30 protein-coding genes are annotated in these 25,408 nt (G+C 60.9%); 18 read left to right on the top strand and 12 right to left on the bottom strand.

Translation table 11 applies throughout. The features are described from left to right. The first annotated feature begins 507 nt into the window (after positions 1 to 507). Positions 508 to 780, top strand: a complete 273-nt coding sequence (locus tag KBY83_RS13530; RefSeq protein ID WP_255020058.1) for a hypothetical protein — start codon at positions 508 to 510, stop codon at positions 778 to 780. Positions 781 to 979: 199 nt separating this feature from the next. Here KBY83_RS13530 and KBY83_RS15545 read toward each other — a convergent pair whose 3' ends face one another. After that, positions 980 to 1,210 (bottom strand): HIT family protein, encoded by a 231-nt coding sequence (locus tag KBY83_RS15545; protein ID WP_396094042.1) that lies wholly within the window; start codon positions 1,208 to 1,210, stop codon positions 980 to 982. 62 nt (positions 1,211 to 1,272) lie between these two features. On the opposite strand from KBY83_RS15545, the gene KBY83_RS13525 reads away from it, so the two are divergent. The 7 genes from KBY83_RS13525 to KBY83_RS13495 all read left to right on the top strand — a co-directional run bounded on the left by KBY83_RS13525 (position 1,273) and on the right by KBY83_RS13495 (position 4,385). Further along, entirely contained in the window at positions 1,273 to 1,707 is a 435-nt protein-coding gene (locus tag KBY83_RS13525; protein WP_255020056.1) for a DUF1810 family protein, read from the top strand. A 61-nt stretch (positions 1,708 to 1,768) separates the two neighbouring features. After that, positions 1,769 to 2,062 carry a DUF1778 domain-containing protein gene (locus tag KBY83_RS13520; RefSeq protein WP_255020055.1) on the top strand — a complete coding sequence of 98 codons (294 nt, stop codon included), beginning with the start codon at positions 1,769 to 1,771 and terminating at the stop codon, positions 2,060 to 2,062. Between the two features lie 226 nt (positions 2,063 to 2,288). After that, on the top strand, positions 2,289 to 2,579 hold the full coding sequence (locus KBY83_RS13515) for a GNAT family N-acetyltransferase (protein WP_255020054.1): 291 nt from the start codon (positions 2,289 to 2,291) through the stop codon (positions 2,577 to 2,579). A 45-nt stretch (positions 2,580 to 2,624) separates the two neighbouring features. Continuing rightward, positions 2,625 to 2,927, top strand: coding sequence for a nucleotidyltransferase domain-containing protein (locus tag KBY83_RS13510; RefSeq protein ID WP_255020053.1), 303 nt, complete (start codon positions 2,625 to 2,627; stop codon positions 2,925 to 2,927). Positions 2,928 to 3,159: 232 nt separating this feature from the next. Then, entirely contained in the window at positions 3,160 to 3,372 is a 213-nt protein-coding gene (locus KBY83_RS13505; RefSeq protein WP_255020052.1) for a type II toxin-antitoxin system HicB family antitoxin, read from the top strand. A 3-nt stretch (positions 3,373 to 3,375) separates the two neighbouring features. Beyond that, positions 3,376 to 3,600: a type II toxin-antitoxin system HicA family toxin gene (locus KBY83_RS13500; RefSeq protein WP_255020051.1), complete on the top strand. Its 225-nt coding sequence runs from the start codon at positions 3,376 to 3,378 to the stop codon at positions 3,598 to 3,600. Between the two features lie 170 nt (positions 3,601 to 3,770). After that, positions 3,771 to 4,385 carry a sigma-70 family RNA polymerase sigma factor gene (locus KBY83_RS13495; RefSeq protein WP_255020049.1) on the top strand — a complete coding sequence of 205 codons (615 nt, stop codon included), beginning with the start codon at positions 3,771 to 3,773 and terminating at the stop codon, positions 4,383 to 4,385. Between the two features lie 30 nt (positions 4,386 to 4,415). Here the strand turns inward: KBY83_RS13495 and KBY83_RS13490 are convergent, their stop codons facing one another. Next, on the bottom strand, positions 4,416 to 4,553 hold the full coding sequence (locus KBY83_RS13490) for a hypothetical protein (RefSeq protein ID WP_255020048.1): 138 nt from the start codon (positions 4,551 to 4,553) through the stop codon (positions 4,416 to 4,418). 303 nt (positions 4,554 to 4,856) lie between these two features. Between KBY83_RS13490 and KBY83_RS13485 the strand changes: the two genes are divergently transcribed. The 5 genes from KBY83_RS13485 to KBY83_RS13465 all read left to right on the top strand — a co-directional run bounded on the left by KBY83_RS13485 (position 4,857) and on the right by KBY83_RS13465 (position 7,082). After that, complete coding sequence (locus KBY83_RS13485; RefSeq protein ID WP_255020046.1) at positions 4,857 to 5,264, top strand: type II toxin-antitoxin system PrlF family antitoxin; 408 nt, start codon at positions 4,857 to 4,859, stop codon at positions 5,262 to 5,264. After that, complete coding sequence (locus KBY83_RS13480) at positions 5,264 to 5,770, top strand: type II toxin-antitoxin system YhaV family toxin (protein ID WP_255020044.1); 507 nt, start codon at positions 5,264 to 5,266, stop codon at positions 5,768 to 5,770. Before KBY83_RS13485 ends, KBY83_RS13480 begins: the two co-directional genes overlap by 1 nt. A gap of 28 nt (positions 5,771 to 5,798) precedes the next feature. Further along, on the top strand, positions 5,799 to 5,993 hold the full coding sequence (locus KBY83_RS13475) for a hypothetical protein (RefSeq protein ID WP_255020043.1): 195 nt from the start codon (positions 5,799 to 5,801) through the stop codon (positions 5,991 to 5,993). Positions 5,994 to 6,071: 78 nt separating this feature from the next. Beyond that, positions 6,072 to 6,245 carry a hypothetical protein gene (locus tag KBY83_RS13470; protein ID WP_255020042.1) on the top strand — a complete coding sequence of 58 codons (174 nt, stop codon included), beginning with the start codon at positions 6,072 to 6,074 and terminating at the stop codon, positions 6,243 to 6,245. 3 nt (positions 6,246 to 6,248) lie between these two features. Continuing rightward, complete coding sequence (locus KBY83_RS13465; RefSeq protein ID WP_255020041.1) at positions 6,249 to 7,082, top strand: M48 family metalloprotease; 834 nt, start codon at positions 6,249 to 6,251, stop codon at positions 7,080 to 7,082. Positions 7,083 to 7,176: 94 nt separating this feature from the next. Here KBY83_RS13465 and KBY83_RS13460 read toward each other — a convergent pair whose 3' ends face one another. Beyond that, positions 7,177 to 7,716, bottom strand: coding sequence for a LysR family transcriptional regulator (locus KBY83_RS13460; RefSeq protein WP_255020040.1), 540 nt, complete (start codon positions 7,714 to 7,716; stop codon positions 7,177 to 7,179). A 132-nt stretch (positions 7,717 to 7,848) separates the two neighbouring features. Here KBY83_RS13460 and KBY83_RS13455 point away from each other — a divergent pair, with 132 nt between their 5' ends. Next, positions 7,849 to 10,128 carry an AAA family ATPase gene (locus KBY83_RS13455; protein WP_255020037.1) on the top strand — a complete coding sequence of 760 codons (2,280 nt, stop codon included), beginning with the start codon at positions 7,849 to 7,851 and terminating at the stop codon, positions 10,126 to 10,128. 24 nt (positions 10,129 to 10,152) lie between these two features. On the opposite strand, the gene KBY83_RS13450 is transcribed toward KBY83_RS13455, so the two are convergent. Both KBY83_RS13450 and KBY83_RS13445 read right to left on the bottom strand, forming a co-directional pair. Beyond that, positions 10,153 to 10,443 carry a hypothetical protein gene (locus KBY83_RS13450; protein WP_255020036.1) on the bottom strand — a complete coding sequence of 97 codons (291 nt, stop codon included), beginning with the start codon at positions 10,441 to 10,443 and terminating at the stop codon, positions 10,153 to 10,155. A 253-nt stretch (positions 10,444 to 10,696) separates the two neighbouring features. Beyond that, complete coding sequence (locus KBY83_RS13445; protein ID WP_255020035.1) at positions 10,697 to 10,828, bottom strand: hypothetical protein; 132 nt, start codon at positions 10,826 to 10,828, stop codon at positions 10,697 to 10,699. A gap of 162 nt (positions 10,829 to 10,990) precedes the next feature. On the opposite strand from KBY83_RS13445, the gene KBY83_RS13440 reads away from it, so the two are divergent. Next, positions 10,991 to 12,211 carry an ATP-binding protein gene (locus tag KBY83_RS13440; protein WP_255020034.1) on the top strand — a complete coding sequence of 407 codons (1,221 nt, stop codon included), beginning with the start codon at positions 10,991 to 10,993 and terminating at the stop codon, positions 12,209 to 12,211. 18 nt (positions 12,212 to 12,229) lie between these two features. Here KBY83_RS13440 and KBY83_RS13435 read toward each other — a convergent pair whose 3' ends face one another. The 5 genes from KBY83_RS13435 to KBY83_RS13415 all read right to left on the bottom strand — a co-directional run bounded on the left by KBY83_RS13435 (position 12,230) and on the right by KBY83_RS13415 (position 23,363). Continuing rightward, positions 12,230 to 13,099, bottom strand: coding sequence for a M20/M25/M40 family metallo-hydrolase (locus tag KBY83_RS13435; RefSeq protein WP_255020032.1), 870 nt, complete (start codon positions 13,097 to 13,099; stop codon positions 12,230 to 12,232). Positions 13,100 to 13,265: 166 nt separating this feature from the next. Further along, a complete protein-coding gene (locus tag KBY83_RS13430) occupies positions 13,266 to 14,642 on the bottom strand; it encodes a hypothetical protein (RefSeq protein ID WP_255020031.1) in 1,377 nt (458 codons plus the stop codon). A gap of 63 nt (positions 14,643 to 14,705) precedes the next feature. Then, positions 14,706 to 20,831 (bottom strand): AAA domain-containing protein, encoded by a 6,126-nt coding sequence (locus tag KBY83_RS13425; protein ID WP_255020030.1) that lies wholly within the window; start codon positions 20,829 to 20,831, stop codon positions 14,706 to 14,708. Continuing rightward, entirely contained in the window at positions 20,828 to 21,469 is a 642-nt protein-coding gene (locus KBY83_RS13420; protein WP_255020029.1) for a 4Fe-4S single cluster domain-containing protein, read from the bottom strand. The genes KBY83_RS13425 and KBY83_RS13420 overlap by 4 nt, the downstream gene beginning before the upstream one ends. Before the next feature lies 1 nt (position 21,470). Next, positions 21,471 to 23,363 carry an AAA family ATPase gene (locus tag KBY83_RS13415; RefSeq protein ID WP_255020028.1) on the bottom strand — a complete coding sequence of 631 codons (1,893 nt, stop codon included), beginning with the start codon at positions 23,361 to 23,363 and terminating at the stop codon, positions 21,471 to 21,473. 8 nt (positions 23,364 to 23,371) lie between these two features. On the opposite strand from KBY83_RS13415, the gene KBY83_RS13410 reads away from it, so the two are divergent. Together KBY83_RS13410 and KBY83_RS13405 are read left to right on the top strand one after the other, a co-directional pair. After that, positions 23,372 to 23,629, top strand: coding sequence for a hypothetical protein (locus KBY83_RS13410; protein ID WP_255020027.1), 258 nt, complete (start codon positions 23,372 to 23,374; stop codon positions 23,627 to 23,629). 82 nt (positions 23,630 to 23,711) lie between these two features. Next, entirely contained in the window at positions 23,712 to 24,188 is a 477-nt protein-coding gene (locus KBY83_RS13405) for a hypothetical protein (RefSeq protein ID WP_255020026.1), read from the top strand. A 108-nt stretch (positions 24,189 to 24,296) separates the two neighbouring features. Here KBY83_RS13405 and KBY83_RS13400 read toward each other — a convergent pair whose 3' ends face one another. Continuing rightward, complete coding sequence (locus KBY83_RS13400; protein ID WP_255020024.1) at positions 24,297 to 24,686, bottom strand: hypothetical protein; 390 nt, start codon at positions 24,684 to 24,686, stop codon at positions 24,297 to 24,299. Then, positions 24,676 to 24,981: a hypothetical protein gene (locus KBY83_RS13395; RefSeq protein WP_255020023.1), complete on the bottom strand. Its 306-nt coding sequence runs from the start codon at positions 24,979 to 24,981 to the stop codon at positions 24,676 to 24,678. Before KBY83_RS13395 ends, KBY83_RS13400 begins: the two co-directional genes overlap by 11 nt. Here KBY83_RS13395 and KBY83_RS13390 point away from each other — a divergent pair. Continuing rightward, entirely contained in the window at positions 24,980 to 25,222 is a 243-nt protein-coding gene (locus tag KBY83_RS13390) for a hypothetical protein (RefSeq protein ID WP_255020021.1), read from the top strand. The genes KBY83_RS13395 and KBY83_RS13390 overlap by 2 nt on opposite strands. The last annotated feature ends 186 nt before the right edge of the window (positions 25,223 to 25,408 follow it).

The raw sequence follows: 25,408 nt of genomic DNA, 5'->3' as shown, positions 1-25,408 counted from the left end.
CTTTGCAACTCTTTGTTGTTCGTCCCAGAAACCTCGCTGGCCCATGGAAAGCATGTAATCTTGAAGCCTTAGTATAATTCAAATTCGGTCGCTATCAAGCGGTCTTGCGATTTTTCGAGGTGCCCTAAAGAAGTCGTATTCAAAGCCCTTTTGCGTCGCAGGGTGCTTGAGTCTGGGATGATGAACAAACTCATTATATATCATCCAAGGCTTGATTGCAGCTTCTAGGTCTGTACTCGAAGGAAAGGGGTTTTTGGAGCGGGCAGCATCTTTCCTGAAAACGGCTGTGCCGACAATTCCTCTGACGAGATCGTCGATCTCGGAGGCAATTTGGTTATTTACAAGTCCAAACAACTGCATAGTCATTTGAATGCTGATACGGAAAACGCAACTCTATTCACGATTTTCGCGCACCTCCAGGCTCCTGTCGAGGTGTGCTCTGGCCGCAAACGCAGCTAGGGGATCTGGTTCGATCTGCCGCAGCTTGCCAGCCTGGGCGACTGAGCGATGGCTCGGCGCTACGGCATCACCAACATGGAAGAAGCCTACGGTTATCTGGTGCGCCCGTTGTCGCGACAACGGCTGGAGGCTGTGCCCAACTCGATTGATGGCAGCTCACCCAGCCCGGCTAGAGCCCCCACCGCGAGGCGCGCCGGGCATCCCCGGTTTGCTGACGCGGCCGGTGTTTGGCTTGGCGGTCTTGCGAGGATCAGTCACAACTGGATCGAGAACTCTCTGCGCTTCAACAACTCGTTTGACCCGCTGGGCGCGAGTCAGTAAGCGGCGCAATTCGTCCTGATCAGTCCCAGGTGTGCGCATCCGTTGTTCGACCTGTTGCTTCAGGCTCACCAGCCGAGATGTCGCCCGCTCGAAAGGCGACTGCGTTCCACCCGCCAATTGCTTGAGTCGCCAAGGGATGGACGCCATGGGACGACATTCAAGTTGAAGCATTCAATCTATCTGACTTCTGTAACTTGAGCTACTGCGAACTGCCTTGTCCGGCAATATTCAATACCCCTGCTTCCCCGCAATCCCCCTGCCGCCGAGGGATCAGATGCCAGTGGGCATGAAAAACGGTCTGGCCGACGGCCACGCTTGAATTCAGCCCCACTGCAGCGTTCCACTCTGGCTGGTGCAACGCAAACCCATCGGCTACATGCCGTCGTGGGATCACCAGGCTGTGGCCCGGCGTCACCGGGGAGGCAAGCATCGCCGGCTACGCCACCTAGGGCGCCTCCATACAAGTCTGATGGGCAGGCACAAAGAAACCAAGTGACTGAGCATCCAGGCTTAACCCGTTTCTGCACGGCCCAGAACGCCGGCAACCCCAGCGCTATCGAGCAAGCCCTGGCCGAACTCCGCACTGGCTGCAAGCGCAGCCACTGGATCTGGTTCGTGTTGCCGCAGCTGGCTGGGCTTGGGTACTCCGAGATGGCCCAGCGCTACGGCATCGCAGGCCTAGATGAAGCACGCTCCTACCTGGCGGAGCCGTTGCTTTGGCAGCGGCTTGTGGCGGTGATCAGCGTGATCGACGACCAGCTCAACCAGCCCGGCCAGACCCTGGAGCTCTTGATGGGCAGCGAGCTGGATGCCGCCAAGACGGTGAGCAGCCTCACCCTCTTTGAAGCCGCCGGGCTGGTGAGCGCAGCTGCGCTGCTGGATCGGATCGGGCGGCGTTGTGCGCGCACGCTGGAGATGCTGGAGTAGGCGGCATCTGTGCGTCAGTTGTACTAACGTTAGAAAGTGGTCGTTTCGGAGGGTTTTCACCATGGCTGCCATCGGAACGTCGCCCCCTGGGCGCTCAGCTCGGCTCGGCTTGCGCGCCACGCCGGATCAGGAGGCCGTGCTGCGCCGTGCCGCCGAAGTGAGCCACAAATCGCTCACCGACTTCATCCTCGACACTGCCTGCCTCGCTGCCGAGCAAACACTCCTAGATCAGCGCCTGTTCATGGTCTCTGGCTCCCAAGCCCAGGCTCTGATGGATCTGCTGGAGAGTCCTGAACAGGTCAATCAAGGTCTGCAAGATCTGTTCACTCGGCAGGCACCTTGGGATGCGCCGTGACTTGGCGGGCGCCCCAGCCGCTTGCCGTTCAGCACCGGCTGGATTGCTTTGATTGCGGCCAGCCCACCCTTAACAACTGGTTGCTGCACCATGCCCGCCAAGCGCAGGGCAGTGGCTCGGCCAGAACTTTCGTCGTCGCCGACCAGGATGATCGCGTCGTCGGGTATTTCAGCCTCTCCGTGGGCCAGGTCGACACAGCGGAGGCACCAGAGGCCTGCGGCAGGGCATGGGTCGATTCCCGCTGCCTGTGGTCATCCTGGCAAGGCTTGCAGTATCACGCGAGTACCAAGGCCTTGGCATCGGTGTCGGCATGCTGCAGGACGCGATCCGGCGGACGTTGCTGATCGCCGAGCAGGCCGGAATTCGAGCGATCTTGACCCATCCGCTCAACGAAGACGCGGCCGGCTTCTACTTACGGTTCGGATTCATCCCATCGCCACTGCGCCAGCAGCAACTGCTTCTGTTGCTTAAGGATGCAAGGAAGATCCTTGTTGCCGCGTCTCAGCGGGTGCATTAAGGGCATGACCTCCACAGTGCAAGTGTCGGCCTTAAGGATGAACTAATGACTGCTGGTATCCGCGCGCTGATCCCTGACGCAGAGGTGCGCCTGTTCGGCTCAACAGCTCGAGGAGAGGCACGTGCTGATTCAGATGTCGACCTGCTGGTCACGGCTCCAGATGACTGGCTTGCAGGGCAAGACCGCTTTGCCTTGCTAGCCGAACTCTGGGGAGCAGTGGCCCAACCTGACCTGTCGGTCGATCTGCTGCTCCACTCCAGCGGAGAAGCCGAACGTCGCATGCGGGAGCCTGGATCCCTGGTGCATGAGGCCATCATTCAGGGCGTGCTGCTCAGTGATTTCTCCTGAAGTCGCGCGGGGTGTGGGTATATCCGAGCTTCTACCGCTACGACGATGCACCCAAGCAGAGGCACTGATTGAGTAGGTGGATGCCCAGTTCGGGTGATTCGTTGCTCAGCCGTTGTGCCAAAGGCAAGGTCGGCAGGTCATTAACCACAGGCCGTGCGGGCAGGAACGGGTGGCTGGGGCCTTTCATCCATGGGCTGTCCGCAGCAGAGTGGCCAGACGAAACCCCGCCACCATGCACACGTTTTCAGCGGTGATTGAGCGCTGCCCTGAGACCGGGCTCCTGGTGGGCTATGTCCCCGGCTTTCCGGGGTCTCACAGCCAGGGTGAAGGTCTTGATGAGCTGCAGGCCAATCTTGAGCAGGTGATTTCCATGCTCCTGGAGGATGGCGATCCGACTCTGGAAAGTGATTTCGTAGGTCTGCAGCAAATCTCCGTTTCGTCTTGAACGATGGGGTCAACGCTTGTTCTCAAGCCATCGGAGGTAGCAGACATCCTCAAGAAGCTGGGGTTTGAGGTGATTCGCCAGCGCGGCTTCCACCAGCAGTTCCGTGATGCCAAAGGACGCTGCACGACGGTCCCGGCGCATAAAGGGCGCGACATTGCACCGCCGCTGCTACGCCAATTCGCCAAAGACATCGGCATGTCGATAGAGGAGCTCCTCAGCTACCGCTGAAAGCCTCCTCGACATCGAGACCGGGGTCGCCACCAGGCCGTCAAACACCCACCTGAATCCCTCGTCCAGTCCTCGCGCTGCGTCAAGGATCGGGCCATGCGCCCCGTGGGGGCGTCCTTGTCACCTCCCTGCGGCTGGCAGTTGGGGGTGGGGTTCTCTGCCGTCCCCAGATGGCTGCCCCGCTTTCCCGCTCTGCTCTCCGTGCCCGCGATGCCCTTGTGCTGGAGCACCTCTCCCTGGCTGATGCCGTTGCTTCATCTGTAGCCCGCCGCTTCTTCCCTTTGGTTGAGCGGGAGGATCTAATCCAGGTAGCCAGAGAAGCCCTGCTTCGTTCAGTGCTGCGCTGCAAAGCAGGTGAGCCGGCAGAGCCCTATCTGCGCCGCTGCATCTCAGGTGCCCTGCAGCATCACTTGCGCGATCGGGTGCGGCTGGTGCGCATTCCACGCCGGCTGCATGAGCAGGGTCAGTGCCCTTTGGGTCACATCAGCCTTGATGGCCACGCCGCTGGCGAGCCGTGCCTGCTCGATCAGCTGGCGGCCCCAGAGCAAGAAGCAGCCGGGCCCGCTGATGATCTGGCGCTGGAGCAGCTAGTAGATCAGCTGCCTGCAGCTCAAGCCACGGCCCTGAGGCTCACCATCCTTGAGGGCCTCTCACTCCGGCAGGCGGCAGAGCAGCTGCAAATCAGCGCCATGTCGGTGTCGCACCGTGAGGTGCGCCTAGCGGCGCAGCGGGCCCAGAAGAAGGCGCTTGAGGCTCTGCGGCAGCAGCTGGTGGGGGCGGGCTGAGGCCCTATCGATCTATGCTGCCAGGGCCGTTCACTGCAGCAGCCCTGGCAGGCGGCGGATCGGCCGCACCTGCGGCTTGAGCGGAGGTGGGATCTGCAGTTGCTGGTCGACCCAGTGGGCAGCAAGGGCCGCCAGCAGGCTGTTGCGGTCGCCGTGGATGCGGAGCATGGCGTTAGCTGAAAGTGCTGCCCGCCAGCCTGATCGGACCGGCCCGCTCCGCCAGCGCAGAAGGCGACAGTGCCGCGCAACCAATGGCACAACCACGGCGATCAAAAGCACCGGCGCAAGCACCGGGAATGCATTTCAGTCCGCGCTGCTGCCTAGCAGCTCGAGATCAGCGCCATGCCGGTGTCGCACCGTGAGGTGCGCCTAGCGGCGCAGCGGGCCCAGAAGAAGGCCATTGCCGCTCTGCGCCAGCAACCATGGCAATGCAGTTGCATTACCATTGGTGCAATGCTCTTGCCGTGCCCCATGGCTGTTTTCCCCGCCTCTTCTCCGGCTGCCACCGCTGGGGAATCACTGATTGAGGAGGTGGAATCAGCTCTCACCGACCGCTACCAGACCACCGTGCCGCAGCCGGTGCGGCGGGCCCTGGGGCTGCGCAAGCGTGACCGAATCCGCTATGCCTTCCGTGCCAATGGCGAGGTGGTCCTGCAGCGCGCCTGCCCTGAGCCTGTAGAAGACGATCCGGCGCTGGCCCCTTTCCTGGCGCTGCTGCAGGAGGACATCGCCGCCCATCCCGAGCGTCTCTTACCCATCACGGCGAATCTGGCGGGCCGCTTGCAGGAGCTGGTGGGCGGGATTGAGGTGAATCTCGATGCACCGCTGCCAGGCGACGATGACTGCGCTGGCGACCTGGCCACAGACGTCACCGTTTGATGGCGGGCCAGACGAATACAGATGCACTCGTGATCAACGGCTGGCGGGTGTATGCGCACCCTCTGTTCCTCGATCAACTGGAGGCACTGATCACGGAAGTGGAGGCCCTCCGCCGCAAGGATTACCAGGGGTATGGAAGCAAGGCCGCCAGCAAGCACCTAGCGGCGATCTCCAGGTTGATGCTCCACGACATCCCCCAGGACCCCAGCCGCAAGGAGTTTCAGCAGGGATCAACCCTGGGCAACGAGTATCGGCACTGGCGCAGGGCGAAATTCTTCCAGCAATACCGTCTGTTCTTTCGCTTTCACAGCCACTCGAAGGTGATCGTGCTCGGTTGGGTTAACGACCAGCTGAGCAAGCGCGCCTACGGCAGCAAGAGCGATGCCTATCGAATGTTCCAGGCCATGTTGACCAGAGGTCAACCTCCAGATGACTGGGAGGAGCTCCTTGTAGAAGCCATGCAAGGGAATGACCGGATACAGCAGATCACTGAACACCTGTCTTGACCCAAACCGAAGGCTTGGCTCGCTGCGAATGGCCCCAAAATCAGACCCGATGAAGGTGGCCGATCCAGCCTTAACACCAGGCCTCTTCCTCAGGGCAACCGATTTTTCTCCAGCAGAGCAGCTGCAAATCTGCGCCATGTCGGTGTCGCACCGTGAGGTGCGCCTAGCGGCGCAGCGGGCCCAGAAGAAAGCTCTTGAGGCTCTGCGCCAGCAGCTGAGCTGAGCTTTGTCATTCGCAGGAGGGTTGCGTGGCTAAGTGCTTGCAGCCCCGATGCTGGCTGCAGTTACCCGGCTCCCCACCATGGTCCGCATCATTATTCAGTGGCAAGACCAATTTGGCCATTGGCAGCGCTTCCAGGAAAAGCACAACCAGGCCGATGCCTACCGCACTGCTCAGGCCCGCGCCCGCAGCACGGGCAAGCGCCACCGCCTCGTCGATGAAGCTGGGCGACTGCTTGATCTGTTGGAGCCTTGAGTCATGGCAGTTCCAGTCAAAAAAAGCATTGCGATTGCCCTGGCAGCCGCAGGGTTAGTAGCTAGTGGTGTTGGTGCCTGGTCATGGACCCAGAGACCGCCAGTGGAGGTGCGAGCCCTTGAGACCGTGTTGCGGCGTCTAAGCCGCGGCAACGACCTAGGCAGTCAGCCGATCGCTTTCATGGTGGCTAGCGGTAGCTACACCGCCCAACTGGCCGAGCAACGGGGGCTCTGCAAGCCTGATCAGTGTCAGATGTTTGCCCAACTCAACCCCTATCAGCGCTATGGCAATGGTTGGGACGAACTGATGCGCCAGGGTTATTCCCTTGGCGATATTCAGGGTTGGGCGGCGTCCAGCGGCACCGTAGTAATACCCCGTGCCACCTTCCGCGCCTACGGCCCCCACAGCGGTTATTTGGCATGCACGGTGGCTCACGAGATCGCGCATATCAGGCGCGATCACATCTTTGAGCAGAGCTATCACGTCAATCACAACCTCAAAGGGCAGCCAGAGGAGCAAAAGAATCTTGGAGAACTGAAACGCTCTCGTGAATTCGAGCTGGAAGCTGACCGTGATGCCGCCACCATGCTCAGCCGCGCTGGTTACCCCGGCCGTGTCTGCCAGCAAGGGCTTGAGTTCATGCACCGCTCAATCGGTGATGGCTCGATTACCGAGCCCGAGTCAACCCATCCCGGCTATGAGGAGCGTCTTAAGGCCATGCGCGCTCACTACGACGCCATGGAGAAGCAACCAGCCAAGACGCAAGCAAATACTCGCGCCAATTATAGCTACGACCGTTCTGACAACCTGCTCACCTTGACGCCGCAGCAACGCTGAGCAGGTTGCCAACCCCAGGGTTGGTTTGAGAAGCATGTCTTCCACTGCATGCCTCTCTCCTGAAGCTCTGGCCGCTAGTAGCAGCGGCCCGAGTTCAGGGTTCGCAGAGCTGGACGGCTAGCCGCAGCACCTGCTGCTCGGGGCGGCAGGCGAGCCAGCCGTTGGGGCATTGCAGCAGCCGATAGGGCAGGGTCACAGCTGCTTCCTCCGCTGGGGGCTTCTGCAGTGCCACCGCATCGAGCAGCTCCTGTTGCAGCAGCGGCTGCCAGTGCTGCCACTGCCGGCGCCCGAGCGTCACCCACTCCACGCCGCACTGGCCCTTCAGGCCCATGGTTGTTGCATCGGCGCCTCCAATGCGCAGCACACCCCAAGCCAGCCGGTGGCTGTTGATCCCTTGCCGCAGCAACTGCAGCCAGGGGGTATGGCCGTAGCGCTTGCCGATCGGATCGCCGGGAAGGCGCTGCAGCTCCAGATCGGCTGCTAAGGCTCGGTAGCGGCGGCTTACGCTCGGCTGCGACATCCCGATCTGCGCAGCGCTGGCGGTGGTGCTGCCGGTGAGCTCCAGAAAATCCACCAGCTGCAAATCGCGCAGCATGGTGGGGACGCGATAGGGCTTGTGAGGCAGGCTGGTCACCGGTCGATATGCGCTTGATCCCGTCAGTCTTTGGCGGCGGCACCTACATCAGAGCCCAGATCCTGCGAACGACGGCAGCGTGCTTCGCAGGAGGATGTGGCAATAGGACTAAAGCCGATGCACGATGGATCGATGAGCACCAGCCCCCTGCGCTGCCACCTGCTGATCGGTCCGCCTGGCAGTGGCAAAACCACTCTTGCGAACCAGTTGGCGCCCATGCTCCAGGGGGCCGATGGCGGCCCCTGCCTGGTGCTCTCCACCGATGTGATCCGCGCGGAGCTGTTTGGCGATGCTGCCGTCCAGGGCCCCTGGGATGAGATCCGCACCGTGCTGCTGCAGCGTCTGCAGAGCGCGGTGGCGGCCGGTCGGCCGGTGATCATCGATGCCACCCACGCCCGCCGGCCCTGGCGGCTGATGTACACCCAGGGGTTGCAGCTGCCCCAGCCGGTGGAGTGGATTGGCTGGTGGCTAACCACAACTCGGGAGCAATGCAAGGCCTGGGCGCTGCGGCGTGATCGACCCGTGCCCGAGTCGGTGATCGAGGAGTTCCACGCCAGCCTCGACAACCGCTTCTTTCGGCCGGATCGGGCCGAGGGCTTTGCAACGATCGTGACCCTCAACCCCGGAGCTGGAGAAGGCAGCGATGACGATCTACGCGGCCGCTTGGTAGCCCTGGATGGCCGCATCCGCAATGCCCTCAACCGCCAACGTGCCGTTACCCCCCAGCTGCACCGCTATTCACGCCTGCTGGATCTGGAGCGGCTGTTGTTTCTGCTCCGCCTGCTCACCAGCTTCAACGGCCTAGACGACAGCGATCCCGGCACGGCGGCCGAGCTGCTCAAGATCTGCAATCCACCGCCCCAGGGCGATGTGGCCGAGCGCGCCGCTGCCTATCTCGGCAGCTGGAACGAGGTACACGGCGGCAACAGCGAGTGCTACGCCGATGCCACTGCCATCCGCGCCGACCTGGCCTGGCTGGAGGCCAATGGTTTCACGGGCCTCGACTGGCAGAGCGACCAGCCGATCGAGGCCGGCAGCGGCGGCCCCCCGGAGGGGAGCAGCGTCAACGGCGGCCAGCCCGCTCTGGCGAGCCAGGAGGTGTTCCGGCGGGTATTCACCCTGCTGCGCCATGTGCTCAAGTATCCCTTCGATGCCCCAGAAGCGTCATCAGATCGGGAGCAATCGGAGCCGGAGCCATCCGCTCCTCCTTCCCCCCGGCCAAAGCGGGCCAAGCGGGCAAGCACGGAATTCGGCCCCTTCTACCGCCATCTGATCGACAACCTCCAGGAGATCGAGGGGAGCTACCGCCCCGACCAGGAAGCGGCTCTCCGCTACGACATCGAGCACGTTCTCACCCCCTACGGCTTCCTGCCCACCGTGAAGGGCAAGGGTCGCCCCCACAGTCGCCGCCAGGGTTACGCGATCGGCACGGCGCTGCTGTCGGCCGACCAATTGCTGCAGGTGCACGCCCAGCTCAAGGCTTCTCATGATCGCCTTAGTGATCAATCGCAGAAGCCCCTGCTGCTCACCCTTGAGGAGCGGCTCCAACGCGCTGGCATCCTCGGCGCTGATGGCAACCCCGACCGGCTACGCCAGCCCCGGCGGGCCCTGGCCCACCGCTCCTACACGGAAGAAAAGCCTGGCACCCTCTCCAGCCTGGAGCTCTCTCCCCGGGTGGAGCGGGCGATCCGCGACCGCCGCCGGGTGTGGTTGCGCCATACCCCTGACGTGGTGGATCAAGAGCAGCGCAAACGAGGCGATGACGGCAGCTTTCGTGCCTGGCCCTTGCAGCTGATTTTCCACAACATCAGCTGGTATCTGGCCTTTGAAACCTCCCCGATCGGCCGCAGCGACGGCCTCGGCCTGATCCGCGTGCTGCGCCTCGATCGTCTTGTTCTGACAAAAGAGGATGGCAATGTCCGCCGCAGCAGCGAGCAGGAGCACGCCCATGCCCTCGAGCGACTGGAGCGACTGATGGACGTCTGCGGTGGTGTCTATTTCGGCGAGTCCATCGAGGATCAACTGGCCGTGATGGGGCCTTTGCTGTGCCGCAGTGTTAAGCCGCCCTACCAGGTGCTGCGGTTTTCCTGCACTCCCTGGGTGTTCATTCTGATCAAGGAAACACCACGGCGCTATCCGCTGGAGCACATCGCCTTCTCCAGAGCAATCCAGGGCGATGACAGCAAGGATCCGAATACAAGATGTATTCTCACGCCCAATCCTGCCGGTGATAGCCATCCCTATCCCGTGGAATTCCGCCTGCCCGATTGGACCATTGAGCACGACTGGGACCTGCACAACTGGCTGTTCCGCTGGGGCGCTGGCATCCGCATCGAGCAACCCATCGCACTGCGGCAGAAACAGCTGCAGCAGGCCCAGGAGGTAGTGGATCTGTATGGGCAGATGCCCTGATCCACCGCCATCCACGCTCCTGCCTTAGAAGCAGTATTTGTTGAGCACGTAGAGCACCTCGTTTGGCTTGTCCTCCATCCAGAAGGCCTCTCGCTCAAGTGCTTTGTTATTGCGGTATACCCGATCAAACATTTTGAGATCTTGCTCACGTGAGACGGTGAGCACTAGGGCAGAAGAGTTGATGCCAAAAGCGCGCATCCCCCGGAAGCCTGTCTTACAGGCCTGGGCTACATGAACAGATTCATGCAGAAGCGTTTCATTGATATGGCGCTCCGCATCTCCAAAAGCAATAATCCGCGCTGTGCAGATCGACAACTCACGTCTACGCGTATCGATGTAGCCAAACTAAGTTGTTTTCTTGCAAATCGAGCTGTTTTCAATGATTCTTATCTTCTGCTGCACAAGCTGACGAATCTCCATCGCAACAGGGGTCAGATAGGCGACATAGTCCATAGTGTTGGTTGAGCTAGACTGGATCAGACCATCACAACCGAAACAGTCGGAATGCGTGGTGAGCAACGTGCGAACGACGCTCAATTAAGTGTTGGATCGAGCAGCCCACGGAGCTTCAAATCAGCAGCCCCTCGTAAACAAACGCTCCGGCCAGCCGCTCGCAGTCCTGTTCGCTCACTCCCGCCTGCCGGTAACAGCGCTGAGCTGTGTCAGGCGTGCGCTCTGGGGGCAAAGCAGAGGCCGTCACCACGTTTCCAGTGCTGAGAGCAATGTCACCTCATGGCTCCTTCGCTCCAATTCGGACGGCACTTTATTCCAATTTGGACGGGGTCTAATTCCAATTTGGGCGCTAGCCTGCTCCAGTCTGGTCGGTGGTGACCACGTGGCGATGGGCTTAGTAGAACGGCGGTTGGCCCCGCTCATTCAGGAAGCGCTGGCGGACACGCCCGTGGTGCTGCTGAACGGCCCCCGGCAGGCAGGCAAAAGCACCTTGGCCGCCACGTATGGCGATCGAGGGTTCCGGATGCTGAGCCTCGATGATGCGGCCACCCTGGCCTCTGCCCGCGAGGATCCCACCGGGCTGGTGCGCAGCCTGGATCGGGCTGTGATCGATGAGGTGCAGCGGGCTCCCGAGCTTCTACTGGCAATCAAGCAGTCGGTTGACAACGACCGCAGGCCGGGCCGATTTCTGCTCACCGGTTCCGCCGATCTCCGCCTGTTGCCGTCGGTGGCCGACTCCCTGGCCGGACGCATGGAAGTGCTGACGCTGTTGCCGCTGGCGGGTTGCGAGTTGGACGGTGCTGCAGGCCAATGGCTGGAGTGTGTCTTCTCTGGAGACATCCCAATGCTTCCCAGCGGAAACCGAGCCATCGAAACTGGGGAGGCGCTGGTGGAGCGGGTGCTGCGTGGCGGCTACCCCGAGGCCGTCGCCCGCAGCACAGTTCGCCGGCGTGAAGCCTGGCTGCGTCAGTACGCCGCCGCCCTGCTCAGCCGTGATGTGCGCGACATCGCCAGCATTGAGAAGCTGGAGCAGATGCCACGGCTGCTGCGGGCGTTGGCGCAGATGGCTGGTCAACTCACCAATTTGAATCCGCTTGCCGGACAACTGCTGCTGGATCACAAGACTGCCGCCAAATATGTAGGTGTGCTTGAGCAGTTGTTCCTGATCAGGCGGATCCAGCCTTGGGGCAGCAACCGCCTAGCGCGGATCGTGAAATCGCCCAAGCTTCATTTTCTGGATTCAGGCCTGCTATCCCATTTGAGGGGAGCAGACGCCGTTGCTCTCAAGCGAGATCGCACCGCCTTTGGCCCTCTGCTGGAGTGTTATGTGGTGAGCGAACTGCTCAAGCTGGCCAGCTGGAGTGAGCGCGATCTGCAGGTACTCAGCTACCGCGACAAGGATCAGCGCGAGGTCGACGTGGTGATCGAAAATGCTGCAGGCCAGTTGATCGGCGTGGAGATTAAGGCCAAGGCCTCGGTGCAACCACGCGATTTCGCTGGCTTGCACAAGTTGGCCGAGCTCTCGGGTGATCAGTTCATTGCTGGCTTGGTTCTTTACGATGGCAATGAAACATTGCCGATGGGGCATGGGCTTTGGGCGGTGCCACTGGCCACCCTGTGGCGGCTCTAGCAACCCTTTAGTTTCTGTTCAGCAGCCCGAGATCGCCGCATCCAACCCATTGATCACCGCCTGCAGAAACGGCAGATCCAGGGTCTCGATCGTGTCGGATGGTTGGTGGTAATGCGGATTGCGCATGAATGAGGTGTCGGTCACCATCACGGCGTTGTAGCCCTCATCCCAGAAGGGGCTGTGGTCGCTGAGGCGTACATCCGGCAGCTGACGACCCTTGAACGGCACCGGCAGCACCTTCGTTTTCACATGGGCCCCCATGCCGCCGCTGAGGCCGGGCAGCAAGGCGGCCGCACCGGTGTTGGCCACTAGAGCAATGAAATCTCCGCGGCTGCCATACACGGCTTTCATTGCTTCATGCGGATAGTTCTGCACCTCAGCCGTATAGCCGAGCATCTCCAGGCTGAGCATCAGGTGCAGGCGCTGGCCGCTGCTCTTGAGCTCACGGGCCAGGGCGGCGCTCCCCACCATGCCCCACTCCTCCTGGTCAAACGCCACCAGCCAAACGGGGCGCTTAGGTGGAGTTTGTGCCCAGCGACGGGCCAACTCCAGCAGGGCCGCCACGCCACTGGCGTTGTCGTCGGCGCCGGGTGAACCGAGTGGTCCGTCGTAGTGAGCAGCCACCAGCACCGGCGCCAGCTCCGGCCGCTGGCCCGGTAGCCGCAGGATCAGGTTCACGCCAGCATCCGCCCCCTCCCCGAAGTGGTGCTGTTCCACCGGGCCATGGACCTGCAGCTCCTCCAGCACAAAGCTGCGCACGCTCATCAGCCCCAGCTCATCCCAACGGGCATGGCGGGGGCGGACTAGCTGCTGGAGATCAGCGAGTAGCCGCTGCTGTGCCAGCTCAGCTGCGGCAGAGCTGGTCTCGTCTGGTGGGGAGAGTGGCATCGTTCAGCAATCGGTCCGATCACTGAGTTTCCTGGATTTGTCCCATGTCGATGGTGCTCCAATGCGAACGACGACGGCACTGTTTGGCGTGGTGGCACGATGGCAATGGCAATGGCAATGGCAATGGCAATGGCAATGGCAATGGCCAGGCCTGTGAAAGCTTGCGCTAACTTCCTTTCGTCTGGCGCTGGTTAGGGGCGGCTGGGGTGGTCGCCGCATTGCGCTGCTCCGCGATCATTGCCGAATCCACAGCCCTCACCTCCAAGGGCAGCTCGCCAATTGCGCGTGAAGCCAGAATCTTGGCCTCAAGACCTGCATCTTGAAGGTTTTTGAGTACGGCCGAATGGGCAGTGCACCATTGCTGCTCCACTTCCACATCCCGCTGCTTTTGTTGCTCCGTGGGGTCTGCCGCCGGATCGCCAAAGCGCACCACTTGGGTTCGCACCCGGCCACTTACGTCCTGCAGCTCCACTCCGTAATCACGGCTTCCGGGTTTCTGCAACATCAGCTGGCCGCCTTCTGCCCAGGCTGTTGCCATGCCTTCCCGCACGTCGTAACCCAGCTCTCGCAGGGATCCCAACACCAGCGAACGGATCTGTTCGCCGTCTTGGCGCTGGGCCTCGGCATCGCACCAATTGCGTACCGCAGCTCCAACCTCCGTGATCACTGCTTTTGGCTGAGCTTTCAAGTTGTGGAGCTGCTCGATCAACGCTGGTGGAGCCGCTGGATAGATAGCCAGTTCCGCTTCCAGTTCAGACAGACTGGCCTGGCGTATTTGTTCAACACGGTCAGCACTGAGGGCCGCATCGATCTCCAGGGCCAGCGAATCTGTGAGAAGCCGGCGCTGGGATCCATCGACCACCAAGACCAAGTCCTCCAAGCGCTGGGCGAACCCTGCAATTTGGCTGGATTCCCCCAGTAGTTCCAGTTGCACGAGCAATCGCCCGACCCGCTCGCCAGCGGTGTCGATTATTGGCCCAGCGTCAATCTTTTCAGGCTTGATGCTCCCCACCAGCTCTGTGGTGGCTGCAGCAAGGGCCCCATCGCGCTCTTCCACTGCGGCAGCGGTGAGCCTGTCCAGGGCAGCTTCGAGGGCAACAGAAGTGGCTTGGGCCAGGAGTTCATCGCGCTCAGCGCCCAGCCCCGCCCGCTCCAACCGGCTGGCCGCATCAGCGATGGCCAGCTGCAGGGAGCGCTGGCCCTGGCGGGAATCAGCCAACTGGCGGGTGAGCTGCTCCTTGAGTTCCTGGGTCTCCTGCTCAATGAACCGCAGTTGAGCCTCACTGAGCTGCAGCAGTTGCTCGAGGTCGGTGTCATCGGGCCAGCTTTGGAAGCGCTGCTCGATTTGCTGCACCGCGGCCTCGATCGTCTTCACGGTCTGGCCATCGGCCTGGTCGGCCAGTTCGTTAATGGCGACCTGCAACCGCTGGCGGGAGAGCTCCCACTGCTTGTGTTGGTAGGCAATGCGCTCGCGCAGCAGCCTCAGCTGACGTTCACGCTGGGCCTGGAGGACACGGATATCGACAATCTTGGGGCCGCTCATGGTTTGAAAAGGAGGTAGTGGTCGGAAGGTTTGGCTAAAGGGATAGGAACAACGAACCGGCGATTAGAGCGGAGCTGGCAGGGATTCTGCTTGCAGTTGTTCTGTCGGCAGTGCTTGCTGAAGGGCTCGCTGCAGGCGCCTTTTCTCGCTGTTGGTGTCGGCCAACCAGAGCCGCGACCAGATGCGGTGGGTATGGGGCACGCAGCGTTTCAGCACCGCCGGCCGCCAGATCTCTCGGTCGCGGGCTTGCCTTAAATCGTGGTGCCGCGGGGCATCGCACTCGATACCAAGGGCAAACAGCCCCGTGGCGGGATCCCTAATGGCCAGATCAAAGCCAAAGGCATCCTGCGCCGGTGCCCGTTCCACCGCATATCCCAGCCCCTCCAGGTGCTCGGCCACCATTGCCACGAAGCCGCTGCCGCTGCCTTGGGCTGCCCCAATGCTCGTGCCATGGCGAGGCCCATCGTTAATGCGCTCGAGCCAGCGCTCCGCATCCTCCAGTCGGCCATCGGAGATGGCGGCGGCATAGATCAAATACGACTGGAGAAAGTCGCGGGCCGTTTCTGGTGGTCTGCGGCTCCTCGGGAGGTCACTGATCTCCTCAATCGGCATTGAGTTGAAGATCACCACCTTGTCGCGGGCCCTGGAGGTGGCGACGTTGAGCCGCCGTTCCCCTCCCTGTTGCCCCAACGCCCCAAAGACACGATTGAAACGTCCTTGGCGATCCCGGCCAAAGGTGGTCGAAAACAGGATCCAATCCCGCTCATCCCCCTGCACGTTTTCCAGGTTTTTGACGAAGAAGCCGCAGTCTTCTCCGTTGTGCCGCCGTGCCCGTTCAAGAACCAGAGACTTGAAGAAGGCCTGGTCTTGATCGGCCCTCTCCTCCAGTAAGTCTTCGATCAGATCGGCTTGGTTTTTGTTGAAACTCACGACCCCAAGACTGGGTGCTTCATGGTGGCTGCTCCACAGCTCGGCGAGAAAGGCCACGATCGCTTCTGCTTCATCACGGTTGCTTTGGCCCTCATAGATGCCATTGACAGCGATCAGTTCCAGGGGTCTGCGCTTGCGTATCTCATCGGCGGGATGCAAGGCCGGCACGCTGAGCTTGCCTTGATAAAAGGCAGCGTTCGAATGGCTGATGAGCGGCCGATAGGTGGAGCGGTAGTGAATGTCGAGCGACACTTCGGCTAGGCCAGCCGCCGTGGCCAGTTCCAGCAGGTTGGAGCAGTCCTTGACTTGGCGGCGGATCTCCTGGGCCTCGATGGCATCCTCTGAAAAGACATCCAGCCCATCGCTGTCGTCATCGCTGTCGGTGGCAAAACCGGTGTTGAAAAATCTGGTGGGGGGCAGTTGCTTGTCGTCACCACTAATGACGACCCGACCAGCTCGGTAGAGGGCTGGTAAGGCGTGCTCCACCGGAAGTTGGGACGCCTCATCAAAAATCACCAGATCAAACAAGTCCTGCCTTAGGGGGAAGATGCGTGCGACCGTTTCCGGGTTTGCCAACCAGACCGGTTTGAGCTCAAACAGGCCGCGCTCCTCGCCAAGCTCCACCACCTCACGCAGCTTGCGGGCCCTGGGCCCCGTCAGCATCACCACCTCGTCCCATTGCGCCCGTTGCAGGACCCGCTCGGGCTTCTGCAAGGCGGCGGTTTGCTCTCGGTTGATGGCCACGAGCCGCTCGTCCTGGGCGGCAAGTCGCTCCACCCGGCGCTCCACGTCTTCCCGGGCCAGCAACAACACCGGCTCATCGGCTTCCGCTTGGCTGCGCCATGCCAACAGGGCCTCACGCCAGATCGTTTGCCGCACGGTTGAACCCACCGCGGTTTCAGGGCCCTGTTCAAGGCAGGAGCGTTCAGCGCTGAAGTGGCTGAGCAGATGGCGCTCCTGCTCCGACAAGCCCCGGGTGCGGCTGTCATACAGCTGGTAGTCCACCACCGTGGGCATGGCGGCAGCGATGGCAGCGAGCTCCGCGCCGATCGATTGATTCAGGGCCACAGCCTCGGTGCAACTGGCGATCCAATTGGGTTGGAACCAAGGCGTCAGGGTGTCTAAGCGTTGGAGGCTGCGTTGCCGTAGGACCTGGCGTTGGATGCCCAGACGCAAGCCGCCCACCAAGTCCCGCAGGGATTCGGCGCGGCCCGATTGCAGGGCCAGCTCACAGGCTTGGGGTTCCGGGCACTGGGCAGCGCCTTCGACAAGGCCTCGCCCTTCCTGCAGCAGGGCGGCTAGGGCCTCCAATTGCCCCAAAAGCTGCAGTGGGCGCCTGTTGATCACCCTGGCATCGAGTCCCAGAGCACGTTGAATCGATTCCAAAGCCCGGCAATGGACCCTCAGCCCGATGGCGTGGTCCAGATAGGTCTTGAGCTCTGCCACCCCCGCTGCACCAGAGCCAAGGGCATCGTTGGCTAGGGCCCCAAGGGTGGCCTTGGCCTGGCCAAAACGGGGATACACGTGGCGCAGCAAGGAGCGATGCCAACGCAACCACCGGGCCGCTGCCTGGTTGAGTTCGTCGAGATCGTCGTCATTGACATGCTCCAGAACAGAGTGCCAGCGGAGGGCGATGCCCGGTTCTTGCATCAGCCTCAGCTGACGAATCTCTATGGCAAGGCGCTCCTCGAGGGCTTGGCCGCTGGAATCGCTGAACAAAGGGAGCCAGTCGGGCAGTAATGCCGCCAGCGTCTGAGACGCGGCAACAAACGCTGCTCCGTGCAGCTTGAGCCAATATTCCGTTTGCGTTGCATCCTGCGGTTCAAGCACCCCGCCGGAGTGGAGGCTTGCTTCCAAGCAGGCCTGTTGCCGGTACTGCTCCGCATCGGCGAGCTTGCTGAGGGCGTCTTGCAGGGAAGCCAGGTTGCCTGGATCCGTCGAAAACCGCTGCAGCACCTTGAGGGCACTCCCCTCTGCTTTGGCTCTCAGCCACAGGGGGGCCAGATCGCCGCCCAGCTCTGCCAGGGTTCGCACCTGTTCGTGGTGCAGGCCCACCAGCCCAGGCCTCAAGCCAGGGAGATCCAGGCTGCTGCCCATGGCCTGGGCGGCGATCAACTCCTCAATCACCTGCCCGTAGCCGAAGCCACTGCTGCCAACGGCCATGGCCATGGCTTGATGCAGATCATCGAGTTCGCTTTCGAGCCGGTAGACATCGGTAGCGATGGCTTCCCGTGCCGGTGCCAGCGAGCGGGCATCGGGGCGCTGGGCCAGGTTGTCGAGTTGTTGCCTCAACTGCTGGAGGACGATGCGGCGATCCCGGCCCGGATCGGTAATCAAGGCCAGCTTTGCGCCGAGGCCTACGGCATCCAGGCGGTTGCGGACCACCTCCAATGCGGCCTGTTTCTGGCACACCACCAAAACCCGCTCGCCGCGACCAATGGCGTCAGCCACCACATTCACGATGGTTTGGCTTTTGCCCGTTCCTGGAGGGCCTTGAATCAGCACTCCTGGGGTTTGGCGTGCCTGCGCCACCGCGCGTTTCTGGGATGGATCGGCCTGGCTGACCAGGATCAGATCGTTCTGGGATGGATCGCTTTCTTGAGAACCGGGGCTAACCGCCCGCTCATCGCCAAGCCGCAAGAGGGAGGCCATGGGACCTTCCAGCGCCGGCCTGCGCTCGAGCTGGGCCAGTTCATGGGCCAAGGTTTGGGCAGAGAAGGTGCAGTGAAAGAGGGCCGCTGCTGCGCAGAGGCGTTGGCTTTCGTCCTTGGCGAGCTTGCGCTCCTGGGGGCACGGCTTCAGTTCCAGATCGCTACTCGGAAAGATGGTGCTCAGCACCTCCATCACCTGCACACCAGTGAGGGCTGCCCTCTGGCTGATTTCCAGAGCCGCTGCTTCGAGCTCGAGGCGCTGCCCTTGGCTGAGCAGGCTTGTTAGCGCTGGATTCAGGCGGATTCCTTCGCCGTCTTGGCGCTCGCTGTCAAAGCCAAGGCTTGGCCCTGCCCCTTGTTGACCTGAGCCGATCTGAACGGGCCAGAGCAACACCGGAACGAGGTTGGATTGACGAGTGGCGTCCTGCGCTGCCGTTGGCGGTTTCAAAAGCAGCAGGGGAAAGCCCAGATGCAACGCGGCTATGCCCGTTTCGCGCTGGTAGGCATCAACGGTTTGGCGGAGGCGCCGCAAACGCTGGGCCAGCCCCGGTGCTTCCTCCAATCGGCTGGGATCGATGAGCCGCAGCGACGACCGCCGGGAGACGACATGGTCGAGAAGGGTTTGGGCCGGCAGGACATCGCTGCCAAGTTCATTGAGGTCAATCCGGTCACCGCCCGGCTTGATGCTCAAGGCCAGCAATGGACCGCGCTGGATGCCCCCCAGGACGCGCCGCTGAAAGAAATGCATCAGCCGTTGCCAGTGTTCGCCCCCTTCCGGCCGTTGCCACTGCCCATGGGGGATGGCCAACAGCACCAGGGCCCTGGCAAGGGAGATGCGCCGTTCGTAGCGGAATTGGTCGGCCCAATGGTCTGCCAAGGGGATGCCGCAGCGCACGAAATCCGCCAAACGATCGGCGAGGGTTCGGAGAACACTGCGTCGCTCCTGCTCCAACCAAGACCGGGCTGCATCGTCACTCCAGCCATCGAGAAGCTCAGCGGTTGCAGCCGCTTGCCTGGCTTCTTCCAGCACCAGGGCGGCGGAACGGAACTGCTCGAGGGGGGCACTGATCAACAGCAGCAACTCTTCAGCGCTGCGGTTGCCCTTGCTGATCAGATTCAAGACCCCTTGATGGACGGCATCAGGCCAATCACGGCGACGTTGGGCCCAGGCCGCTTCCAGCTGTTGCCTGTTGCTCACCAAAGCAGCGGCTTCAAAGCGTGCTTCCTCAAGGCTGAGCTTCAGGCTCCTGGCCAGCTCCATGGCGTTGGAGCGTCGGGCGGCCAGATCAGCCAGCCAGGTTTGGCGCCCAATACGCAGTAACCGCTCGGGCACAGATCCCCGAAGCCAATCACGGGAGCGCTCCGGGGTGGCTGCCAAGTTGGCGGGGGTCACCAAGTCACCCTTGAAGCAAAGGGGCAGGTTGGGATTCAACAGCAGCAGAACCACCATCAACCGTTCATCGCAAGGCAGGGCCCCGTCATTGGCGAGGCGGCGGATTTCGGCAACGGGTTCTGAATCCCACTGCTTTTGCTCCAGCCAGGTGAGCAATTCACCGTTGGTGAGCTGCTCCAAGGCCAGCCCCCAGTTCTGCTCCTGGGCAGCGGCAAGGGCATACCTGGCAGGGGTGCGATGGCGCACGCCACCAAGGGAAATGGCCTCCCCCGCATCTTCACTTGCCGCAGTCTCGTAGTGAATCGCGATGTCGCGATCCCCAGAGAGCCAGCGCCCCACTTGCTCCGCTCCCCAGCGCTGGCTGTGGTCTCGGGTCAACAGACCCATCAGAAGATCGCGCCAATCGGGCTCGATCCCAGCCGGGATGGCAACGCCTTCGGTGATGACCTGGAGCAACCAGGCCCGTTCGTGGATCCCTTCCCAAAGCCCGGGCCCTTGCCATTGCTCCAGCAATACCAAGCCCACGCTCCACCAATCGGAGGCCGGAGATTGGATGCCGATCAGCTGCTCAGGTGGCGAGTAACGGGAGACCTGACCATGGCCGTTGAGCGTCAGATCACCACGTCCAGGGGCTTGGCTTGCTGCGACGGCCGACTCCAGCAGCGACACCTCCAGGGGTTCAAGGCTGGGAATGACAAAGGCATCTGGGCAGATAGCGCCGTGTCCGCGGCCATCGCTGGCATCGGTCTCCAGTTGGGTGTGCGCGGCCCTGAGCAAGGTGCGCAGAAAGGTGTCATCGGCACGGGTTGCGGCGGGAATGGCATCGAGTCGCTGACCCGTTATGGCCTCCATGGCACTACTGGAGGCGTCGTCATCCAGGTGCTCTGAAGCCCCTACTGCGCTCGCTCCACAGCTCAGGCAAATTTCATCATTGGCCTGCATGGCATGGCCGTTAAGGCACCAACGGCCATCGCTGGTCGCTTCATCCGCTGGGGCTTCTGCCTCTGGAGCTTCCGCCTCTGGGGCCCCAGGCAATTCCGAAGCCGGTGCTGCAGGTTCAGGGTGGATCGGTTGCCCTCCTTCGGGCAGGGGTGGTTCATCGAGGATCGTGAATCCACAGGCCAGTCCCGTGGCCAAGATGCCCACGCAATAGAACTCCCCCGGGTCGTTGGCATGGCCACAGCTCGGGCAGGTTTTCACCAGGCGGATTGTCATGGCATGCACCCCGCCTGATCAGATGTACTGAGCTCAAGGCCCAAACCCTGGAGCTGGCTGCGCAGCTTGGCCAGATCCCCTGGCCGAGGGATCCCAGCCAGCCAAACCTTGTCGCCATCTAGGCAAACATCCAAAACACGCTCATCCGGTATTTGCCGGTAGCGCTCTTGGCCTAGGGGCGTGAGGCAGTGCAGCCGCTGGTTGTCTGAACCCCTTAGGGGCAAGGTTTGGCCCGCTCCAGCTTCAAAGGGGTCACTGACCAAGACATCGATTAACGCAAGGATGTCGGGATAGGTGCTTTGAAGCAGCTCCCAGCTCAGGCCTGAAAAGACCAGGACATCGCCCCCCTGTTGCTGTCGCCACCAGAGCAGCAGTTCCCGCAGGGCGCCTGGTTGCTCAAAGGGTTCCCCCCCTGAAACCGTGAGGCCATCGGCGGTGTCACTCCAGCGGGCGATTTGCTCCACCAAGCCTTCAAGCGGCATGGTTCCCAGCCCGTGCTCCCAGGTGTCCTGGCTGACGCAACCAGGGCACTGCAAGGAGCATCCCTGGAACCAGACCGCAACTCGCTGCCCATAGCCAAGGCTGCTGACGGGGAAGTGGAGCCTGCTGAGATTCACAAGCATTGGAGTAGCCGTCATCTCAGTTGCCCTCCCCTGCTTGGAATTCCAAGGTCGTTAAGCCACCACTGATCCGAACAGCACTGACGCAGGCAGGTCCAGTGGCTGGCTGGTCGAAGAGTGCTCGAGCCAACGGATTCACCAAATGCGCTTCCAGTTGGTTGCGAATCCCGCGACCGCCATCGGAGAGGTCGGCAAGACAAATCACTTGAAGTTGTTGGAGTGCCGAATCGCTGAGCGTGATGCTCCGGCCCGTCGCCCTCTCGACCCGCTCCAGGATCGCTGCCACCATCATCGAAAAGATCTCCTCCCCCACATCTGGGCGGATGAAATCGAAGACGATGACGTTCTCGCCGATGCGGTTCAAAATCTCAGGCCGCCCCAGTTCCAGCTTGAAAAAACGGTCGATCTCCCCAGACACCTTCTGCTGCACAGCGTCAAAGGGATCGTCGGGGCTGGTATTGGGTACCCGCTCACCATCGGGCCCCATCCGATAGATGCCGAGGTTGGAGGTGAAGATCAAAAAGGCTTCGGAGAAATAGACCCTCTCGCCCCGCCCGGATGTGAGAACGCCGTCGTCCAGCACCTGGAGAAACTTGTCGAGGATGCGCGGGTGCGCTTTTTCAATTTCATCGAAGAGCACCACCGAGAACGGCTTCTCTTGGATCGCATTGGTTAGTTCGCCGCCAACGTCGTAGCCGACGTAGCCCGGAGGCGCTCCGATCAGGCGTTGATCAGAGTGCTCAGCGGCAAACTCGCTCATGTCAAATCGGATGTAGGCCCCCTCATCGCCAAACAACAGCTCGGTGATGGTTTTGGCCAATTCGGTTTTGCCTGTACCAGTGGGCCCTGCCAAGAAGGCAACACCTCGCGGCCGGCCGAGCTTGCCCTGCTCACCGGTGAGGCCAATCACCGCCCGTTTGACGATGTCCAGCATCTTGGTCACCGCATGGTCTTGGCCCTTGATCCGGCGGCTAACGGTTTGGTCCGCCTGACGGATCTGCTCGCGGTTGAGCTGGGCCCAGGGGTTTTCGGTGACGCCGAGCTTGAAACGGCGGATGCCATCCCCTAGCTCCGTGATCGCTACCGCCTCCCGCCGGCAGAGATCCGTAATGGCAACCATATCGATCAACAGCAAGCCTTCGCATTGCTCCACCAAGGTGTTTTCTGCAGCTCGCAAGACCTCCTCTGTGGACGTTGCAGCCCCTGGTAGGCCCTTGACGAGGGTGGGAGCCACCTGGCGGCGGGTGTGGCGATCAGGATTTGGCACTGTGATCGAGCGGAGCCTGGGGTTGTTGACCACAAGCCATGGCGGCAAGTCACCGTCTTTGTCGGCAATCCAGATCAGGGGGTTGAACAGAGGGGACTGATTGGGTCCAACGGGCCTGGGCCTCACGCCATGGCCAAGCACGAGAGCTGTGGTGAACCAGCTGTGCTCATCGGGGCTGGGCAGATCAACACGCGCCAGATAGCGGGAGGAGAAGTCGGCCAGAAGGGCGATGGGCGGACCCTCGTTCTGGACAATCCCTGGCAGGAGTTCAAAGAACCGGGCGACGCTGGCGGGGGCCCGTCCGTTTTGATCCCACTGGAGACCAAGGAAGGCAAGACCCTGGAATTCAGCTCCGAGATCCAGGCCGTCGCTAAGGGGAAGGGAGAAGCCATTGACTGGATCGAACGCCAGCACATGGGCAATACCTGCAGAGCGGAGCAGCTCAGCGAGATAATTCTGCAGAGCCAAAGGCCGGGCCCGCCCCTGCTCAACCTGAAGTGGATAGCGATCACGCACATTCCCACTCAACAAAAATTGGCTCTTGAGGGGCAGAAAGCGCACCAGATCCCTGCTCCAACGGGGCTGTTGCTCGCCTGGCTCCAGCTCTCCTTGCGTTCCAAGATCAACCTGAGCGGGTGCGGCCATCACGGTCTATGTCGTTGCTGCGAAGCCTGGATCGGATGAACGCCCTTAGCAAGCAATCACGTGCGAATGACGAGGGTGCCAGCCTGGGCCGTTGGGACTTGAAAATTTCGCTGTTCCCTCTGGAGAATAAGGAACATCAACTTCAGGTTCTAAAACGTGACTTGAAGGAGTTTGCTGCGGCTGTGGCAGATCTGCAGACCAAGATCACAGAGCGTCAAGTTCAAGCACAGTCCTTGATGAAGGACTTTGATGCCCTGTGGTGGTGAACCAGCAGCCGTCGTTCGCACCAGCACACCTGCACAGCCAGGTGAAATCGGCGAACCTTAATGCAGTTGAACGCAGACTCCAATGAGCCAGAAGAACGACCAGCCTCTGAACCCCTCCGCAGACGACGCCAACGCCGCTACTGGCCGCTATCGCTTTCAAGGCGGTAAGCCTGCTGACCCAAATGCGGGGGTGCACCCAGAAATGGTGGATGCTGGTCAAACCTCATCTGCAAACTCTGCAATTCCCAATACACCAGAGGCCCTAATTGCCATGCAAGAAAACCAGCATGAAAAGGAGCGGCCCGAAAAACCTGAACATCAGCAGAGCGCTAAGGTCAAGCAGGTGCTGGAGCTGATCGAGAAGCTTGATACCAGTTCCGCTGAAGATCAGCAGATTGCCTTGAACCTAGTTAGAAAGCTGGAGGACTTCCACGATGATGTGGTGGCTGAGATGAAAGATGATGCTGAAGCAAAGCACAGTCAAATTATCAGTTGGGCTGTCGATGCTGATCGCCTCTACCGCTGTAGAATGCTGCTTAACTCTGTTGAGCTTGAATAAGGACAGTGCTCAGAGGCGGCACATACAAAAAGCAGCCGGCAAGCACTTCAATTTAAGTGCCTGCCGGCTTTTCATTTTGACTCTTAGTGACTACTTGTTTTATAGCCTCTAGACACCCCTGCAGTTATTGGACTTTGATGCATCAATTAGCCCATCTACCGACTTGGGCTCACTGCGGATTTCATTGCTACGAATGGCATCACGAATAAACCGACGTGCATAGCCTTTCCGCACATCGCCTTTCAGTTCTAGCTCGCAAACAGTGATTGCAATTCCAGCGCCAATGCCATACCAGTAAAATTCACGATCACGAGCCGTGAAGGTGTTTGCATAAGCTCCACTGGTAATGCATCCTGCAGCTGCAAGTTGCACTACTAGTCCAAACAGATAGGCCCTGTCAGTCCCTTGGCTACAAAGGGTATTGTCGCTGCTTTTCACGTTTCCGCTACTCAGAAGCCAATCGATGGCGCCATGACGCAATGCAGATTTAAAAGCCATATTCGCTCAAGTATTCCAGGAATTCGAGCGTCTCTTCTTGCGAAATCACAATCGTATTTACAGGCTCAGGCTTATCCTCCCAATCGTTGCGGAATCTAGCTCTCACTTTGATTGCAAAAAGGCTGTCTCCACTTAGGAGTTGCTCTAGGCGGCCTACCCAGTCAATCTGGAGCAAGGATGTAAGCTCAGCATTCAAATCAGCTATTGCATCTTCTGGTTTGGCTTCTAAGCATGAAGCTGTTCGCCGTAGGCGCTCACGCAGCTCCAGCCATTCCGGTTCATCGTCAAATGTCATGAACCCCGCCCGCGACGCCCTCGACGACAAGGTCAATCAGGTCCGCTGGCAGCTGCTGGTGGGTCTGCACATCACCCTGCTGGATTTCACGAGCGCCAATTTCAGCCCATTGGGGCTGGATGCCCAGCATCTGCAATTGCCGGTGCGCCACTTGAGGCTTCCCTTGTCACAAGTGTTGCATGCCGCCCTAATGAATCTTAGTATGTGGATGGCTACACGATACCTCTACACAGTCAGGTAATGGCAATTGAATTCTGGGAGGATTCCGACCATTCTCCTCTTGAAGCCCTTCTTGAGGGCACCTCGAAATTTACGAGATTTGCCAGCTCTGATCACCATAAAAAAATGCCTTTCGGCATCGTCGCAGCAGATCATAAGTGCTCAAGCAATGCAATATTGTCGGCAAATTGATTCGTACTGGATACTG

The organism is Cyanobium sp. WKJ7-Wakatipu, assembly GCF_024345355.1.
In the GTDB taxonomy this organism is placed as follows: Bacteria; Cyanobacteriota; Cyanobacteriia; order PCC-6307; family Cyanobiaceae; genus Cyanobium_A; species Cyanobium_A usitatum.
The sequence above is the reverse complement of the archived record's forward strand: the minus strand, read 5'-3'. Positions and strand labels throughout refer to the sequence as shown.

Excerpts from the sequence above, each read along its gene's own strand:
- KBY83_RS13530 (WP_255020058.1), top strand. The coding sequence starts at position 508 with ATGGCTCGGCGCTACGGCATCACCAACATGGAAGAAGCCTACGGTTAT.
- KBY83_RS15545 (WP_396094042.1), bottom strand. The coding sequence starts at position 1,210 with ATGCTTGCCTCCCCGGTGACGCCGGGCCACAGCCTGGTGATCCCACGA.
- KBY83_RS13520 (WP_255020055.1), top strand. The coding sequence starts at position 1,769 with ATGGCTGCCATCGGAACGTCGCCCCCTGGGCGCTCAGCTCGGCTCGGC.
- KBY83_RS13515 (WP_255020054.1), top strand. The coding sequence starts at position 2,289 with ATGGGTCGATTCCCGCTGCCTGTGGTCATCCTGGCAAGGCTTGCAGTA.
- KBY83_RS13510 (WP_255020053.1), top strand. The coding sequence starts at position 2,625 with ATGACTGCTGGTATCCGCGCGCTGATCCCTGACGCAGAGGTGCGCCTG.
- KBY83_RS13505 (WP_255020052.1), top strand. The coding sequence starts at position 3,160 with ATGCACACGTTTTCAGCGGTGATTGAGCGCTGCCCTGAGACCGGGCTC.
- KBY83_RS13500 (WP_255020051.1), top strand. The coding sequence starts at position 3,376 with ATGGGGTCAACGCTTGTTCTCAAGCCATCGGAGGTAGCAGACATCCTC.
- KBY83_RS13495 (WP_255020049.1), top strand. The coding sequence starts at position 3,771 with ATGGCTGCCCCGCTTTCCCGCTCTGCTCTCCGTGCCCGCGATGCCCTT.
- KBY83_RS13490 (WP_255020048.1), bottom strand. The coding sequence starts at position 4,553 with ATGCTCCGCATCCACGGCGACCGCAACAGCCTGCTGGCGGCCCTTGCT.
- KBY83_RS13485 (WP_255020046.1), top strand. The coding sequence starts at position 4,857 with ATGGCTGTTTTCCCCGCCTCTTCTCCGGCTGCCACCGCTGGGGAATCA.
- KBY83_RS13480 (WP_255020044.1), top strand. The coding sequence starts at position 5,264 with ATGGCGGGCCAGACGAATACAGATGCACTCGTGATCAACGGCTGGCGG.
- KBY83_RS13475 (WP_255020043.1), top strand. The coding sequence starts at position 5,799 with ATGGCCCCAAAATCAGACCCGATGAAGGTGGCCGATCCAGCCTTAACA.
- KBY83_RS13470 (WP_255020042.1), top strand. The coding sequence starts at position 6,072 with ATGGTCCGCATCATTATTCAGTGGCAAGACCAATTTGGCCATTGGCAG.
- KBY83_RS13465 (WP_255020041.1), top strand. The coding sequence starts at position 6,249 with ATGGCAGTTCCAGTCAAAAAAAGCATTGCGATTGCCCTGGCAGCCGCA.
- KBY83_RS13455 (WP_255020037.1), top strand. The coding sequence starts at position 7,849 with ATGAGCACCAGCCCCCTGCGCTGCCACCTGCTGATCGGTCCGCCTGGC.
- KBY83_RS13435 (WP_255020032.1), bottom strand. The coding sequence starts at position 13,099 with ATGCCACTCTCCCCACCAGACGAGACCAGCTCTGCCGCAGCTGAGCTG.
- KBY83_RS13430 (WP_255020031.1), bottom strand. The coding sequence starts at position 14,642 with ATGAGCGGCCCCAAGATTGTCGATATCCGTGTCCTCCAGGCCCAGCGT.
- KBY83_RS13425 (WP_255020030.1), bottom strand. The coding sequence starts at position 20,831 with ATGACAATCCGCCTGGTGAAAACCTGCCCGAGCTGTGGCCATGCCAAC.
- KBY83_RS13420 (WP_255020029.1), bottom strand. The coding sequence starts at position 21,469 with ATGACGGCTACTCCAATGCTTGTGAATCTCAGCAGGCTCCACTTCCCC.
- KBY83_RS13415 (WP_255020028.1), bottom strand. The coding sequence starts at position 23,363 with ATGGCCGCACCCGCTCAGGTTGATCTTGGAACGCAAGGAGAGCTGGAG.
- KBY83_RS13410 (WP_255020027.1), top strand. The coding sequence starts at position 23,372 with ATGTCGTTGCTGCGAAGCCTGGATCGGATGAACGCCCTTAGCAAGCAA.
- KBY83_RS13405 (WP_255020026.1), top strand. The coding sequence starts at position 23,712 with ATGAGCCAGAAGAACGACCAGCCTCTGAACCCCTCCGCAGACGACGCC.
- KBY83_RS13400 (WP_255020024.1), bottom strand. The coding sequence starts at position 24,686 with ATGGCTTTTAAATCTGCATTGCGTCATGGCGCCATCGATTGGCTTCTG.
- KBY83_RS13390 (WP_255020021.1), top strand. The coding sequence starts at position 24,980 with ATGAACCCCGCCCGCGACGCCCTCGACGACAAGGTCAATCAGGTCCGC.
- KBY83_RS13395 (WP_255020023.1), bottom strand. The coding sequence starts at position 24,981 with ATGACATTTGACGATGAACCGGAATGGCTGGAGCTGCGTGAGCGCCTA.